Source organism: Massilia sp. 01N410 (genome assembly GCF_056399665.1).
The window spans coordinates 144215-160056 of record NZ_JBFTRV010000007.1; the positions used below are offsets into that span (position 1 = coordinate 144215).

Consider the following 15842-nt stretch of genomic DNA (forward strand, 5'->3'; position numbering starts at 1 on the left):
CCTTGCTGTCCGCATTTGCCGTTCTGCTGGTGTTCCAATGCCTGGGCGAAGGCCTGGTGTTCCTGTTCGGCTGGCCCGTCCCCGGGCCGGTGACCGGCATGCTGCTGCTGCTGGCCGCCCTGGTCGCCTTGCCCCGTCTGCAGGACGTGGTGGAGGCCGGCGCCAACGAGCTGCTGCGCCACCTGTCGCTGCTGTTCGTGCCGGCCGGGGTCGGTATCGTGGTCGCGGCGTCGAGCGGGAGCGGGCAGTGGCTGGCGATCGGCGCCTCGGTGGTGGTCAGCACCCTGGCCACGCTGGCGGTGACGGCGCTGGTGCTGAAGGTCCTGATGCCGCGCCCGAAGGAGGACGGCGCCGATGTTTAATTTCGAGGAACTGACCCACTTCTGGGTCTACCTGTCCGCCTCGCCGCTGCTGGGCCTCACCCTGACCCTGTGCGCCTACGTGTTCGCGCAATGGGTGTTCGCGCGCTGCGGTTTCTCTCCGCTGGCGAATCCGGTGGCGATCTCGATCGCCATCATCAGCCTGCTGCTGGTGGCCAGCGGCATGTCCTACCAGCGCTACTTTGCCGGCGCCCAGTTCGTGCACTTCCTGCTCGGCCCGGCCACGGTGGCGCTGGCGGTGCCGCTGGCGCGCCAGGTGCCGCGGCTGCGCCGCAGCCTGCTGCCGCTGGTGTGCGCGCTGCTGTGCGGCTGCGTCACGGCAATCGCCAGCGCGGTGCTGGTGGCGCTGCTGCTGGGCGCTTCGCCAGAGCTGGCGCGCACCATCGCGCCCAAGTCGGCCACCACGCCGATCGCGATGGCGGTGTCGGAACGCCTGGGCGGCATTCCCGCGCTGACCGCGGTGCTGGTGATCGGCACCGGGATCTTCGGCGCCATCAGCGGGCGCTTCCTGATGAACGCCCTGCGGGTCGAATCGCATGCGGCGCGCGGCCTGGCGCTGGGCGTGGCGGCGCACGGCATCGGTACCGCGCGCGCCTTCCAGGTCAGCCCCGAGATGGGCGCCTATGCGGGCCTGGGCATGGGACTGAACGGCGTGCTGACCGCGCTGGTGGCGCCCTGGCTGGTGCCGGCGCTGCTGGGCTGGATGGGGCATTGAGCCTGGATCCTGAACGTGTATCGCGCGCCGCCGGCGCTGCGGCGGCGTATGATGATTCCAGCCTGGCTGTTCCAGGAGGACATATTGAACCTCTCACCATTGCCGCTTGCCGTCTTCGTCGCCGATGTACACGGCACGATCATGAGCTGGAACCGGGCTTGCGAAAAGCTGGCCGGTTATTCGGCCGTGGAGATGCATGGCCGTACCCTCGACCAGCTGATCGAGTTCGACGATGCCGGCGGCCACGCATTGTCGGTCCAGGCCCGCGTCGATATCGACAGTGTCGGCAATCTCGTCTGCGCCGACGGCCGCCGCCTGCCGGTGCGCGTGACGGTGGCGCCGCAATCCCTCGATCCCGAACAACCGGGCAGCTACAGCATCATCGTGGTGCCGCGCGGCGCCACCGCGCCGTCGCGCTACTCCCTGATCCAGGACCTGCCGGTCAACGACATCATCGAAGGCCTGCCCTGTGTGTTCTACGTGATCGACCAGAGCGGTCGCCTGCTGCTGTGGAACCACCAGCTCGAGCAGGCCCTGGAAATGGAGAGCGAGGAGCTGCCGACGGTCGAGGTCAAGTACTTTTTCGAGCCGGCCTGCCGCGCCGAGATCGTGCAGAAGATCCTGGACGCCTTCGACGCCGGGAGTTCCTGGCATGAGGCGGAACTGATCGGCAAGCACGGCAAGCGTACCAGTTTCCTGTTCCAGTGCTGCCGTACCAGCCTGGGCAGCCTGCCCTGCGTGTTTGGCACCGGCCTGGACATCACCGCGCGCAAGCGCGCCGAGCACGTGCTGAAGGTGCGCGAGCGCGCCATCTACGCCAGCGTGAACGCCATCTGCATCACTTGCTGCGAAGGCAGCGAGAACCGCATCGAGTACGTCAACCCGGCCTTCGAGCGCGTTACCGGCTATACGCTGGGCGAGATCAAGGGCCGCGATCCGCGCTTCATGCGCATCGAGGGCTGCGACGTCGACGAGCACCGGCGCATCCACGAAGCCCTGCAGCGTCGCGAAAGTGTGCACGCGGTGCTGCGCAACGCCAGGAAGAACGGCCAGCTGTTCTGGAACGAGCTGCGCATCGACCCGGTGCGCAATGCCGACGGCGAGGTCACCCACTTCGTCGCCGTCATCAACGACATCACCGAGGCGCGCCACTACGAACGCCGCCTGCACCACCTGGCCCACCACGATCCGCTGACCGGCCTGGCCAACCGAACCCTGCTGCAGGAGCGGCTGAAGCTGGCGATCCAGTTCGCCGCGCGCAACCGCATGGTCGGCGCGCTGGCCTTTCTCGACCTCGACAACTTCAAGTACATCAACGACAACCTCGGCCACGACATCGGCGACGCCGTCCTGATCGAGACCGCCGGGCGCCTGCGCGCCAATATGCGCGAGGAGGACACGGTGGCGCGGGTCGGCGGCGACGAGTTCGTCCTCGTGATCAACGACCAGGGCGGCGCGGAGCAGGTGGCCGACCTGGTGGAGCGGATCCGCCGCAGCGTCGGCAGCCCGGTGCTGGTGGGCGGCAAGGAGATCGTGCCCAGCACCAGCATCGGCGTGGCCCTGTTCCCGCGCGACGGCAGCACGGTCGACAAGGTGATGCGCGCCGCCGACGCCGCCATGTACCACGCCAAGAGCCTGGGCAAGAACAACTGCCAGTTTTATTCGGCCGAATTGAACCGCCTGGTGCACCAGCACCTGCTGCTGGAGGCCAGCCTGGGCCGCGCGATCGGCAACCACGAAATGGTGCTGGGCTACCAGCCCAAGGTCGACCTGCGCAGCGGCCGCATGGTGGGCGCCGAGGCGCTGTTGCGCTGGAACCATCCGGAGCGCGGGCTGATCGGACCGGACAGCTTCATCCCCGTGGCCGAGCAGACCGGGCTGATCGTGCCGCTGGGCGAATGGGTGATCGAGGAAGCCTGCGGCGCGCTGCGGGCCATCGGCGACCTGGGCGAACACGATTTCGTCATCTCCGTGAACCTGTCGCTGCGCCAGCTGCGCCACCGCCAGTTCATCGAGCGCGTGATGGAAAGCCTGGAGCGGCACCAGGTGTCGCCGTCCTGCCTGGAGCTGGAGGTGACGGAAAGCCTGCTGATGGACCGTCCCGACGAGGCGAAGGAAGTGCTGGCGCGGCTGAAGGCGCTCGGCGTGCGGCTGTCGATCGACGATTTCGGCACCGGCTATTCGAGCCTGAGCCAGCTGCAGGCCTTCCCCGTCGACCACATCAAGATCGACCGCTCCTTCCTCGGCGGCGGCATCGACGACGGCCACGGCGTGATCACGCGCGCCATCATCGCGCTGGGCCACAGCCTACAACTGAAGGTGATCGCCGAAGGCGTCGAGACCCGCGAACAGCTGGCCTTCCTGCGCGACCACGATTGCGACCAGATGCAGGGCTTCTATTTCAGCCCGGCGCTGTCGCAGGCGGCGCTGGCGGACATGCTGAGCCGCGGCGTTCGCTTGCACGCGTGATGGGAATTCGAGGGGAGCGGGCGCCCGCCGCGTTGACGGGCGGCGGGCTTGGCAGCAGCGGTCAGGCCGCTGCCGGGGGAGCGCAACGGCGTTGCCGCTGCGAAAAACGGAGAGTCCGCCAGGTGGGGCGGTGTACCTGGCCTGCCCTCAGGCCGGCTTGCGGGTGATGGCGCGGGCCGCGAACAGGGCTCCGGCCACGCCCATGACGATGGCGGCGGTGCTGCCGGAGAAGCCGACCGCGGTGTTCCTGGCGATCCTGCCGGCCTTCGGCGTGACCAGCTGCAGGCGCCGCTTGGTCATCTCGCTGCCCAGTTCCGACAGGCGTTCCTTGCTGAGGGTCTGTTCGGCTTCCGGCAGCAGCACGGTTTCCTCGTCGGCCACGTGGTGCTGGACGTCGCGCATCAGCTCGAACAGCAGCTCGTCGTGGCGGGTGTCGCGCGGATCGGTGCGGCGCAGCTCATCGATGATGCGGCGCATTTCCATATGCTCCGGCTCGCTCTTTTCCATGACTTTCTGGTCGGCGGCGCGCGCGCGCATCACCGGGTAGAAGATTTCCTCTTCCAGGGTGGCGTGGATCTCAAGGGCGTCGCAGATGGTTTCGGCCAGCGCCTTCTTGACGCTCGGGCGCTTGTCCCTGGTGTACTGGTGGAAGGTCACCATCACGTGCGAGTGATCGAAACGGATCATGTCGGTGATGGAAGGGCTGAGTTTGTTCAGAGAAAACATCATCTTCTCCTCGATTGAGATGCGATTTGTCGTCGGATGGATGAATCTTAGAGTGCGCGCCATGGCTGCCGCGTAGGAGCGCGACGCGGGCGGATGTCAGCGCAGGGCGCAGGTTCCGGCCCGTCCAGGCCGTCACTCGGCGCTGCAATATTACTGCAGGCTCAACTGCCAGTAGCCGACGTCGACCCAGGCCCCGAACTTGTGGCCGACTTCATGGAAGCAGGCGACCTGGCGGAAACCCATGCGCTCGTGCAGGGCGATGCTGGCGGCGTTCGGCAGGGCGATGCCGCCGATGACGGTGTGGAAGCGTCCCTGCAGGCGCGCCAGCAGGGCGCGGTAGAGGGCCCGGCCGTGGCCGCGCCCGCGCAGCTCGGGATCGACATACACGCTGGACTCCACCGCGTGCCGGTAGCCGGGCCGGGCCCGCCACATGCTCGCGTAGGCGTAGGCGCACACGCGGCCGTCTTCGACCAGCACGATCCAGGGGAGGGCGGCGTCCTGGATCGCGGCGATGCGGCGCGCCATCTCGGCCGTGTCGATCGGATCGTTCTCCATCGAAATGACGGTGGTTTCGACGTAATGGTTGTAGATGGCCGCGATGGCGGCGGCATCGGCGGGGAGGGCGTCGCGCAGGGTGCTTGTCGTATGCATGGTGGATAGTCGAAGCCTATGAAGCGGATTGGGTTTTTCTATAGGGTGCCAAGGAGTCCTAGCAAAGAAAGCGATCGCGGCGATAGATCTAAACTATTGCCTGGATAAATTGAATTATTACATTGCTATTGGATTACATCAACAGCTTGTCGCTCCGAGTCCTACACAAGCACGGCGGACACGCCGATTCCCGGTTACTGCAAGCCTGCGATCATGGATCATGCCACCAACCCAATCGGACGGCTGCAGCGGCGAGGCCGAGGTCAAGCTGTCGGCCAAGGACATCGACATCCTCAAGGCGATGACCGAGCGCACCAGGTCGGATCCGGCCATCGATCCGCCGACCGGCGCCGAACTGGGCATGGGCAAGCAGACCCTGGCCGACGGCAAGACGGTGAAGGGCAAGTAAGTCTTCCCGGCTCCCAAGGGGAATCCGGCGCCGCACGGCTGGCACCGTGCGTCGTCTTGCGGTATCAAGGACCTCCATGAATACGCATGTCGTACGCGCCCTGAAGCCGCGCAAAGCGCTTGGCTTCCTGATCTGCAGCCTGGGCTGCGTGCTGCTGTTCTCGAACCTGTTGCGGCAGATGCTCGAGTCCACCCCGAACCTGCGGGCGGCGTTGATCGGCGGCGGAACGGCGGCTGCCGCGACCGCGCTCGGCACCCTGCCGGTGCTGCTGTCGCAGAATTTTTCGAAGCGGACCTACGACTGCTTCCTCGGTTTCGGCGCCGGCGTGATGCTCGGCGCCACCTCGTTTTCCCTGATGATCCCGGCACTGGCCGCGGCCAAGGCCGGCGGCGCCGGCAACTGGGGCGCCAGCCTGAGCGTCGGCGCCGGCGTGCTGATGGGCGCCGGCCTGCTGCTGGTGCTGGACCGCGTGATCACCACCGACAACATCCTGCAGCCGGCCGGCGACCGCAGCGCCCACTCCCTCAAGCGCGCCTGGCTCTTCGTCTGGGCGGTGGCCCTGCACAATATGCCGGAAGGGCTGGCGATCGGCGTGGCCTATGGCGGCGTCGACATCGGCAAGGCGAATTCGCTCGCCACCGGCATCTCGATCCAGGACGTGCCCGAAGGCCTGGTGGTGGCACTGGCCCTGCGCACCGTCGGCTACGGCCGCGGGCTTTCCACCGCGCTGGGCGTGGCCTCCGGCCTGATCGAGCCGGTGGCGGCGGTGGCCGGCGTGGCCCTGATCGGCGTCGCGGCCGGGCTGCTGCCCTTCGCCCTGGCGGCGGCGGCCGGCGCGATGCTGTTCGTGATCGCCAACGACGTGGTGCCGGAGTCGCACCGGAACGGCCACGGCACCTGGGCCAGCGTGGCGCTGATCCTCGGCTTCATCCTGATGACGGTGCTGGATACGGCGCTGGGCTGAGCGCAAGGACTCGGCTCAGGCGTCGTCCGGCTGCGGCAAGGTTCGCAACTGCCGCGCCGCCAGCGCCGCGCGGTGCAGGTCGGCCGCATGCTCGAAGCTGCCGGGCCGGCCGAACAGCCAGCCCTGCGCGAAGTTCACGCCGCGCACGCGCAGGAAGGTGGCCTGCTCGTGGTTCTCGACCCCTTCGGCGATCATCCTCAGCTCAAGGTTGTGCGCCATCCCGATGATGTGGCTGACCACCTGGCTGGTCGGCGCCGCGGTGCCGATCGATTCGATGAAGGAGCGGTCGATCTTCAGGAAGTCGAGGTCGAGCGACTCCAGGTAGGACAGGCTCGAATAGCCGGTGCCGAAATCGTCGATCGCCACCTCGATTCCGCGCGCGTGCAGGGCGGCGATCACTTCGCGCGCCGAATCCCGGTGCACGAATCCGCGTTCGGTGATCTCGACGATCAGGTTGCTCGGCCCGGCGCCGCAGCGCGACATCAGCTTGTCCAGCAGGCCGACGATGACGGTCGACTGCAGATCCGCCGGCGACAGGTTGATCGCCACGTGGAAGCCCGGATGGCCGGCCAGGAACTGCCCGGCGTCGTGGCAGACCAGTTCCAGCACGCGCTCGGTCAGCTTGCCGATCACGCCCGCCGATTCGGCCACCGGGATGAAGACCTCGGGCGGCACCAGCTCGCCGGCGCCGTCGCGCCAGCGCAGCAGCGCCTCGACGCCCACGCAGGCGCCGCTGCGCAATTCGATCAGCGGCTGGTACTCCATATAGAACTGGCCGCGCCGCAGGCCGGTGCGGAGGGCGGCGATCAGCGACATCTGCTGGCGCGCCAGCAGCAGCACCGCGGCGGCGCCGGCCAGGCCGACGAACACGCCGGCCGGCACCAGGCGCCCGGCGATCTCGGCGTAGCGGGCCTGCATGTTGGCGATGGGGATGGCGACGATGGCGGCGGTGAGGAAGCTGTGCGAGCGGGCGATGGTCACGAGGTGGTGGCCGTCGTTGAAGGTCACGCTGCCGTTGTTGCCGAGACGGTCGATCCAGGCCGGATCGATGTAGCCGTGCTGCAGGCTGGCGCGGCGGCGTTCGAGGTGAACCGAGGCCAGCGACACCCCGGGCGTGTTGGTCCAGATGTCGAGCGGCAGGTCGCGGTGGATGAGGGCGGCGTAGTGGTCGCGCGAAATCGCCATCAGCGGGTGGCCGTAGGTGGTGCGGATCGGGATGTCGAGATAGAGGTCGAACCCGGTGGAGGTCTGGAAGGCCACGGGGCCGAGCGGGACCGGCGGCCCGGTCATGGACGAGCAGGCCAGCTCGCCGTTGCGCACGTAGCCGATCGCCTGCAGGTAGGTCGAGGTCAGGTCGATCTCGCGCATCAGGGCGCGTGCGCCGCTGGAGCAGGGATCGAGGCCGGAGTTGACCAGCACCTTGATGGCGGCCAGCGCCTGGCGCGCGGTCTCGTCGGTGCGGTGCAGGACGTCGTGGGCGTAGGCGAGGGTGAGGGAGGATTCGGCATCGAAGGCCTGGCGCTGCGCCTCCTGCAGGGCCAGCCAGGGCGGCAGGAACATCACCGCCAGCGCCAGCAGCAGCGTGAGAGCGAACGTGAACCGTCTGCGCATGATCATCCCCTCCCCGGGGTGCGGCGCTGGCACCGGTACCGGCGCTGCCGGGCTGGAGAGGCCCGTACCGTCCGATTATAGCGGGGAGAGAAAATCCGCAGCGCGCAAAAAAATGCCCCGGTCGGCGCCGGGGCAGAAGCTCTGCTGCTGTTTACTCTAGCTTCAGTTCCGGATCTCCAGCGCGCGGTTCACGCTCAGCGCCGCCAGCGATGCGACCGCGCCCGACAGCAGGTAGAGGCTGACGAAGCCGAGGCCGTAGTTGGCGGCCAGGCCCAGTGCGACCAGCGGCGCGAAGGCGGCGCCCACCAGCCAGGCGAGGTCGGAGGTCAGGGCGGCGCCGGTGTAGCGGTACTCGGCCAGGAAGTTGGAGGTGACGGCGCCGGCGGCCTGGCCGTAGGACATGCCCAGCAGCAGGAAACCGATCAGGATGAAGGTGTTCTGGCCGGCCACGCCGCCGTCCATCAGGGTCGGCACGAAACCGGCGAACAGGGCGATCAGCGCGGCCAGGGTGCCCAGGGTATTGCGGCGCCCGAATTTATCGGCGATCAGGCCCGAGGCCAGCACGCCGACGATGGCCAGTCCGCCGCCCCACATCTGGATCTGCAGGAATTCCGCCATCGAGCGGGTGTCGTAGAGCTGGAGCCAGGACAGCGGGAACACGGTCACCACATGGAACAGCGCATAGCTGGCCAGGGCGGCGAGGGCGCCCAGCACGATGGTGCCGCCCTGCTTGCCGACCACTTCGCGCACCGGCACCGGGTCCAGCTGGTGCTCGTCCAGCAGGTGGGTGTAGTCCGGGGTCGAGACCAGGCGCAGGCGGGCGAACAGCGCGACCACGTTGATCGCGAAGGCTACATAGAAGGGAAAGCGCCAGCCCCAGACCAGGAAATCGTCCTGCGACAGCTCGGCCATCAGGTAGGAAAATATGCCGGCTGCGATGATGAATCCGACCGGTGCGCCAAGTTGTCCCAACATCGCGTACCATCCACGCTTGTGTTCAGGAGCGTTCAGCGCGAGCAGCGAAGGCAGGCCGTCCCAGGTCCCGCCGAGCGCGAAACCCTGGCCCAGGCGCAGGATGGCGAGCGAAATGATGGCCCATTCGCCCCAGCGCGAGTAGGTCGGCAGGGCGGAGACGGCGACGGTGGCCGTACCGAGCATGAACAGGGCGATGGTCAGTTTGATTTCGCGGCTGAAGTGGCGCTGGATGGCCATGAAGATGACGGTGCCGATCGGCCTCGCAATATACGCAAGGGCGAAGATGGCGAAGGAGTACAGGGTTCCCTCGAGGCGGTCGGCAAACGGGAAGAACACCGCCGGGAATACGAGCGCGGAAGCGATCGCGTAGACGAAGAAGTCGAAGTATTCCGAGGCTCGCCCGATGACCACGCCGACGGCGATGTCACCCGGGGCGATGGCCGTATCGCGGGAATTGATGTTACGGGCACCGCTGTTTGGCGCGGTGATCGGAGCGGCGGCTGCGTCGCCGTACGTCGTGGTGTTCTGCTGCATATTTCGTCTCCTTTGGTCTCGATGACACTTTTGGGCCTGGGCCCCTTCAGGATGAAACGTCGACAACAAAAGCGCGAAGGGTGGGACAAAACGTCCAATCGCCAAACGTGCACCGTTGGCGTTACATTAGCATGTTATCTTTCCCATGTAACGTAAAACACAAGCATGATTCCTAAGACCGTAAGTCGCGGATTGCTTCTCACACCACTGCTGGCGGCCCTTGCCGGCTGCAATACGGTGGTGATGAACCCGTCCGGTGACATAGCAAAGCAGCAGGCGCATCTGATCATCGTCTCGGTGGTCCTGATGTTGTTGATTATCGTACCGGTGCTGATCCTCGTTGTCTGGTTCGCCCGTAAATACCGCGCCAGCAATACCGAAGCCGAGTACCTGCCGGACTGGGACCACTCGACCAAGCTCGAACTGGTGATCTGGGGCGCACCGCTCCTGATCATCATCGTGCTGGGCCTGGTGACCTGGATCTACACCCACAAGCTCGACCCCTACCGTCCGCTCGACCGCCTTGCCGAAGGCCGCCCGATCCCCGCAACCGCCAAGCCGCTCGTGGTGCAGGCCGTCGCCATGGACTGGAAGTGGCTGTTCATCTATCCGGAGCAGGGCATCGCCACCGTGAACGAACTGGTGGTCCCTGTCGACGTGCCGGTGCGCTTCAAGATCAGCGCGACCTCGGTCATGAATGCGTTCTACGTTCCCGAACTGGCCGGCATGATCTACGCGATGCCGGGCATGGAGACCGCGCTGAATGCGGTGCAGAACAAGCCGGTGCAGTCGGTCGGCATCTCGTCCAACTACAGCGGCGCCGGCTATTCGGACATGAAGTTCGGCTACCGCGGCGTGCCGCAGGCCGATTTCGACGCCTGGGTCCAGCAGGTCAAGAGCACCGGCACCGCCAAGCTCGACCGCACCAACTACCTGGTGCTGGAGAAGCCGAGCATCAAGGATCCGGTCCGCCACTATGGCGGCGTCGATGACGACCTCTACTATCGCATCCTGAACCGCTGCGTCGCCGACGGCGCCGTCTGCATGGACAAGATGATGATGGACGACGCCCGCAAGGCGCGCGAGATGGCGATGAACCGGATGCCCCAACACGCGGCAGCGACCCGCCTGGCCCAGGCCAACAACGGCGAAGTCTGCACCACGCCCGATGAATCTGTGAAGAAGAAGTAAATCATGCACGAGCAATTTGACTTAGCGAAGTTGATCTTCGGTCGGCTCAGCTGGGAAGCGATTCCCTACCACGAGCCGATCCTGATCGCTACCTTTATCGCGGTGATCCTGGGCGGCATCGTCGTCCTGGGAGCGATCACCAAATTCAAGCTGTGGGGCTATCTCTGGAGCGAGTGGTTCACCAGTATCGACCACAAGAAGATCGGCATCATGTACATGATCCTCGGTCTGATCATGTTCCTGCGCGGCTTTGCCGACGCGCTGATGATGCGCGCCCAGCAGGCGTTCTCGTTCGGCGATTCGCACGGCTTCCTGCCGCCGCACCACTACGACCAGGTCTTCACCGCCCACGGCGTGATCATGATCTTCTTCGTGGCGATGCCGCTGGTGACGGGCCTGATGAACTACGTGGTGCCGCTGCAGATCGGCGCGCGCGACGTCGCCTTCCCGTTCCTGAACAACTTCTCGTTCTGGATGACCACCATGGGCGCCGTGCTGGTGATGGCCTCGCTGTTCGTCGGCGAATTCGCCCGCACCGGCTGGCTGGCCTATCCGCCGCTGTCCGGCATCCTGGCCAGCCCCGACGTCGGGGTCGACTACTACATCTGGTCCCTGCAGATCGCGGGTGTGGGTACGCTGCTGTCCGGTATCAACCTGGTGGTCACCATCGTCAAGATGCGCGCCCCCGGCATGGAACTGATGAAGATGCCGGTGTTCACCTGGACCGCACTGTGCACCAACATCCTGATCGTGATGGCCTTCCCGATCCTGACCGCCACCCTGGCGATGCTGGGCCTGGACCGTCTGTTCGACACCCACTTCTTCACGAACGAACTGGGCGGCAACGCCATGATGTACGTGAACCTGATCTGGATCTGGGGCCACCCGGAGGTGTACATCCTGATCCTGCCGGCCTTCGGCATCTTCTCGGAAGTCGTCGCGACCTTCTGCAACAAGCGCCTGTTCGGCTACACCTCGATGGTGTACGCGACCTGCGTGATCATGGTCCTGTCCTACCTCGTGTGGCTGCACCACTTCTTCACGATGGGCTCGGGCGCGAGCGTGAACTCGTTCTTCGGCATCACCACGATGATCATCTCGATCCCGACCGGCGCCAAGCTGTTCAACTGGCTGTTCACCATGTACAAGGGCCGCATCCGCTATGAACTGCCGATGATGTGGACCGTGTCCTTCATGATCACCTTCACCATCGGCGGCATGACCGGCGTGATGCTGGCGGTCCCGCCGGCCGACTTCGTGCTGCACAACTCGCTGTTCCTGATCGCCCACTTCCACAACGTCATCATCGGCGGTGTGCTGTTCGGCCTGTTCGCCGGCGTGAACTACTGGTGGCCGAAGATGTTCGGCTACAAGCTGGACCGTACCTGGGGCGTGCGCTCCTTCTGGCTGTGGTCGATCGGCTTCTGGGTCGCCTTCACCCCGCCGTACATCCTGGGCTTCATGGGCGTGACCCGCCGCGTGAGCCACTTCGACGATCCGTCGATCCACTGGCTGTTCCAGGTTTCGCTGCTGGGCACCCTGATGATCGCCGCCGGTATCGCCTGCCTGCTGATGCAAGTCTTCGTTTCGGTCCGCGACCGCAAGAAGCTGCGCGACGTGACCGGCGACCCGTGGGACGGCCGTACCCTGGAATGGGCCACCTCGTCGCCGCCGCCGGCCTACAACTTCGCGTTCACCCCGGTCGTGCATGACAACGACACCTGGGCCGACATGAAGAAAGCCGGCTACAAGCGCCCGCTGAACGGCTTCGTGCCGATCCACATGCCGGCCAACACCTGGGCAGGTCCGGTGATCCCGATGATCACCTTCGTGCTCGGTTTCGGCATCATCTGGCACATGTGGCTGCTGGTGGCACTGTCCTTCGTTGCGACGATCGCCGTGACCATCTACCACACGTTCAACTACAAGCGTGACTACTACATCCCCGCGGAAGAAGTGGCACGTACGGAAGAAGCCCATACCCGACTGCTGGAAGCCCATGTCTGACATTAATACCAACACCGTCAGCGCCACCGGCGCCGACATCAGCTCGCGCTACTACGTGCGCGAGCATCACCCGGAAAACGGCACCCTGCTCGGTTTCTGGATCTACCTGATGAGCGACTGCCTCATCTTCGCCTGCCTGTTCGCGACCTATGCAGTCCTGGGCCGCAACTACGCGGGCGGCCCGTCGGGCGCCGAGATCTTCGAGCTGCCGCTGGTGGCCATCAACACGGCCTTCCTGCTGTTCTCGTCGATCACCTACGGCTTCGCGATGCTGGCCGCGCAGAAGAAAGACCTGGGCAAGACCCAGCTCTGGCTGGCCATCACCGGCGTGCTGGGCGCCTGCTTCCTGGGCCTGGAACTGTACGAGTTCTCGCACCTGATCCACGAGGGCTTCGGCCCGTGGCGTTCGGGCTTCCTGACCGCGTTCTTCTCGCTGGTCGGCACCCACGGCCTGCACGTGACCTTCGGTATCGTGTGGCTGGTCACGCTGATGGTCCAGGTCGGCAAGCACGGCATCACCGGTGCCAACTACCGCCGTCTCGCCTGCCTGTCGATGTTCTGGCACTTCCTGGACGTCGTCTGGATCGGCGTATTCACCTTTGTCTACCTGATGGGAGTTCTGCCATGAGCGATCACCACACCCACGCTCACGGCCATGACGACCACGCGCACGGCCACGGCATCGACCACCACGACCACATGGAAGCCCACGGCAGCCTGAAGGATTACTCGATCGGTTTCATCCTGTCGGTGATCCTGACCGCGATCCCGTTCTGGCTGGTGATGACCCACCAGCTGGCGCCCGGCACCACCAAGGCCGTGATCCTGGCCTTCGCCGGGGTCCAGCTGGTCGTGCACATGATCTACTTCCTGCACATGAACTCGAAGTCCGAGGGCGGCTGGAACATGATGGCGATGCTGCTCACCGTCATCCTGCTGTTCATCGTGCTGACCGGTTCGATCTGGGTCATGTACCACATGAACGCCAACATGATGCCGAACATGGGCAACGATGGCTCCGCCGTGCACGGCATGCACGACATGCAATAAGCAGTAGATGCAAGTAAACGATCAGTCAGCGGGGTCCGGCCATCCGGCGCCTGGCGCTCCGGCGGCCGGTACCGCCCGGAAGGCCCCGCGCATCATCCTGGGAATCCTGGCGCTGCTGCTGATCGTGCTGTTTGCAGGTCTGGGCACCTGGCAGGTCTACCGCCTGCAATGGAAACTGGACCTGATCGCCCGCGTGAACGCACGCGTGCACGCCGCCCCGGTGGCGCCGCCGCCAAGCGCGCGCTGGGAAGGCATCACCGCCGGCTCCGACGAATACCGCCGGGTACAGGTCGCCGGCACCTATCTCTACGAATACACGACGCCGGTCCAGGCGCTCACCGAGCAGGGCAGCGGCTATTGGCTGCTGACGCCTCTGTGCACCGCGGACGGCCACGTCATCCTCGTCAACCGCGGCTTCATTCCCGCCGAACCCGGCGCGCGCACCCGCTACGCGCCGCGCAAATCCGAGGGCTATCCCTGCGCCACCAATGCCGGCGGCGCGGTCCAGCTGGTCGGCCTGCTGCGCATCAGCGAGAAGGGCGGTGCCTTCACCCGCTCCAACGATGCCGCCGCCAACCGCTGGTACTCGCGCGACGTGGCCCGGATCGCGGCCGCCCGCGGCCTTCCCAGCTCGCTCACGGCGCCGTTCTTCATCGACGCCGCCGCCGGCCAGAACCCGCCCGGCTCGCCCGACCAGCCGCAGGGCGGCCTCACGGTCGTCGGTTTCCACAACAGCCACCTGGTCTATGCCCTCACTTGGTATGCTCTGGCCTTGATGGTGGCGGGCGCATGGTGGTACACCACGCGCGGCGCCGGATCGCGATCGGGCAAGACCGGGAATGATGACGACGACCACTGAGCTACTGAAGAACACCGCCGCCGACGTCGAATACGTCGCCGGCCACAAGAACATGCTGCAGCTGATCGAGCTGCGCTGGATCGCCGTCATCGGCCAGATCACCACGATCGCGGGCGCGATCCTGATCTTCGACGTCAAGCTGCCGCTGGTGCAGATGCTCGAAGTGCTGGCCTGCCTGATCGCCTTCAACGTCGCCAGCCACCTGCGCTGGCACGAACACCGTCCCGTCACCAACAACGAGCTGTTCCTGGCCCTGCTGGTCGACGTCGCCAGCCTGACCATGCAGCTCTACCTGTCGGGCGGCACCACCAATCCCTTCGCCTTCCTGTACCTGCTGCAGGTGATCCTGTCGGCGGTGCTGCTGGAAGCCTGGTCGACCTGGACCATCGTCGGCATCACGTTGCTGTGCCTGGCCGGACTATCCATCTTCGCCAAGCCGCTGGCGCTGCCCTTCGACCACGCCCGCGGCATCTCCAGCCTGTACGTACAGGGCATGCTGATCTGCTTCGTGCTGAACGCCGCGCTGCTGGTGGTCTTCATCTCGCGCATCAGCAACACCCTGCGCGGCAAGGCGGCCCAGCTGGCGGCGCTGAACCAGCGCGCCGCCGAGGAAGAGCACATCGTGCGCATGGGTCTGCTGGCCTCGGGCGCGGCCCACGAACTCGGCACCCCGCTGGCGACCCTGTCGGTGATCCTCGGCGACTGGAAGCGCATGCGCGAGTTCAAGTCGAATCCGGACCTGCTGGCCGAGATCGACGAGATGCAAACCCAGCTCAAGCGCTGCAAATCCATCGTCAGCGGGATATTATTGTCGGCAGGGGAAGCGCGCGGCGAATCGGCGATCCGCACCACGATCCGCGACTTCCTCGACGACCTGGTCGAGGACTGGCAGGACAGCCGCCCGGTACGCGCCTTCGACTACGTGAACCGCATCGAGCAGGACCTGCCGGTGGCCTTCGACGAAGCCCTCAAGCAGATGATCGACAATGTGCTCGACAACGCGCTGGAAGCCTCGCCCGACTGGGTGCAGCTGGAAGCCGAGGTCGAGAACGGCATCCTGGTGCTGTCGGTGCTGGACCGGGGGCCGGGCTTCACGCCGGCCATGCTGGTCAACTACGGCAAGCCCTATCATTCCACCAAGGGCCGGCCGGGCGGCGGCCTGGGCCTGTTCCTGGTGGTGAACGTGGCGCGTACCCTGGGCGGCACGGTGGCGGTGACCAACCGGACGGAGGGCGGGGCCAAGGTTACGCTGACGCTGCCGTTGAAGGCGATCGCCCTCGCCAACGAGTGAAGACGACAAG

At 65.9% G+C, this 15842-nt stretch carries 15 protein-coding genes; 11 read left to right on the forward strand and 4 right to left on the reverse strand.

Annotated features, from left to right (window positions below; genetic code table 11):
- Positions 1-2: 2 nt before the first annotated feature.
- From AC1DOP_RS11915 to AC1DOP_RS11925, 3 genes are all read left to right on the forward strand, one after another.
- Entirely contained in the window at positions 3-362 is a 360-nt protein-coding gene (locus tag AC1DOP_RS11915; RefSeq protein ID WP_442121451.1) for a CidA/LrgA family protein, read from the forward strand.
- Complete coding sequence (locus AC1DOP_RS11920) at positions 355-1095, forward strand: LrgB family protein (RefSeq protein WP_477251311.1); 741 nt, start codon at positions 355-357, stop codon at positions 1093-1095. Before AC1DOP_RS11915 ends, AC1DOP_RS11920 begins: the two co-directional genes overlap by 8 nt.
- Before the next feature lie 84 nt (positions 1096-1179).
- The gene (locus AC1DOP_RS11925; RefSeq protein ID WP_477251313.1) at positions 1180-3564 is read left to right on the forward strand and encodes a sensor domain-containing protein; all 2385 of its coding nucleotides are present in this window, start codon (positions 1180-1182) and stop codon (positions 3562-3564) included.
- Between the two features lie 147 nt (positions 3565-3711).
- On the opposite strand, the gene AC1DOP_RS11930 is transcribed toward AC1DOP_RS11925, so the two are convergent.
- Positions 3712-4290 carry a hemerythrin domain-containing protein gene (locus AC1DOP_RS11930; RefSeq protein WP_442121448.1) on the reverse strand — a complete coding sequence of 193 codons (579 nt, stop codon included), beginning with the start codon at positions 4288-4290 and terminating at the stop codon, positions 3712-3714.
- A 150-nt stretch (positions 4291-4440) separates the two neighbouring features.
- Entirely contained in the window at positions 4441-4941 is a 501-nt protein-coding gene (locus AC1DOP_RS11935; RefSeq protein ID WP_477251315.1) for an arsinothricin resistance N-acetyltransferase ArsN1 family B, read from the reverse strand.
- Positions 4942-5161: 220 nt separating this feature from the next.
- Between AC1DOP_RS11935 and AC1DOP_RS11940 the strand changes: the two genes are divergently transcribed.
- Complete coding sequence (locus AC1DOP_RS11940; RefSeq protein WP_442121446.1) at positions 5162-5350, forward strand: hypothetical protein; 189 nt, start codon at positions 5162-5164, stop codon at positions 5348-5350.
- A gap of 76 nt (positions 5351-5426) precedes the next feature.
- Positions 5427-6314 (forward strand): ZIP family metal transporter, encoded by an 888-nt coding sequence (locus AC1DOP_RS11945; RefSeq protein WP_477251318.1) that lies wholly within the window; start codon positions 5427-5429, stop codon positions 6312-6314.
- 15 nt (positions 6315-6329) lie between these two features.
- Here AC1DOP_RS11945 and AC1DOP_RS11950 read toward each other — a convergent pair whose 3' ends face one another.
- Positions 6330-7925: an EAL domain-containing protein gene (locus tag AC1DOP_RS11950; RefSeq protein WP_477251320.1), complete on the reverse strand. Its 1596-nt coding sequence runs from the start codon at positions 7923-7925 to the stop codon at positions 6330-6332.
- 162 nt (positions 7926-8087) lie between these two features.
- Positions 8088-9434, reverse strand: coding sequence for an MFS transporter (locus AC1DOP_RS11955; protein ID WP_442121443.1), 1347 nt, complete (start codon positions 9432-9434; stop codon positions 8088-8090).
- A 165-nt stretch (positions 9435-9599) separates the two neighbouring features.
- Here AC1DOP_RS11955 and cyoA point away from each other — a divergent pair, with 165 nt between their 5' ends.
- The 6 genes from cyoA to AC1DOP_RS11985 are packed head-to-tail and all read left to right on the forward strand — an operon-like array spanning position 9600 to position 15832.
- Positions 9600-10625 carry a ubiquinol oxidase subunit II gene (gene cyoA / locus AC1DOP_RS11960; RefSeq protein ID WP_442121442.1) on the forward strand — a complete coding sequence of 342 codons (1026 nt, stop codon included), beginning with the start codon at positions 9600-9602 and terminating at the stop codon, positions 10623-10625.
- A 3-nt stretch (positions 10626-10628) separates the two neighbouring features.
- Entirely contained in the window at positions 10629-12632 is a 2004-nt protein-coding gene (cyoB, locus tag AC1DOP_RS11965) for a cytochrome o ubiquinol oxidase subunit I (protein WP_442121441.1), read from the forward strand.
- Entirely contained in the window at positions 12625-13260 is a 636-nt protein-coding gene (cyoC, locus tag AC1DOP_RS11970; protein ID WP_442121440.1) for a cytochrome o ubiquinol oxidase subunit III, read from the forward strand. The genes cyoB and cyoC overlap by 8 nt, the downstream gene beginning before the upstream one ends.
- Entirely contained in the window at positions 13257-13682 is a 426-nt protein-coding gene (gene cyoD / locus AC1DOP_RS11975; RefSeq protein ID WP_442121439.1) for a cytochrome o ubiquinol oxidase subunit IV, read from the forward strand. The genes cyoC and cyoD overlap by 4 nt, the downstream gene beginning before the upstream one ends.
- A gap of 7 nt (positions 13683-13689) precedes the next feature.
- A complete protein-coding gene (locus AC1DOP_RS11980) occupies positions 13690-14541 on the forward strand; it encodes an SURF1 family protein (RefSeq protein ID WP_477251323.1) in 852 nt (283 codons plus the stop codon).
- Positions 14525-15832: an ATP-binding protein gene (locus AC1DOP_RS11985; RefSeq protein ID WP_477251325.1), complete on the forward strand. Its 1308-nt coding sequence runs from the start codon at positions 14525-14527 to the stop codon at positions 15830-15832. Before AC1DOP_RS11980 ends, AC1DOP_RS11985 begins: the two co-directional genes overlap by 17 nt.
- The last annotated feature ends 10 nt before the right edge of the window (positions 15833-15842 follow it).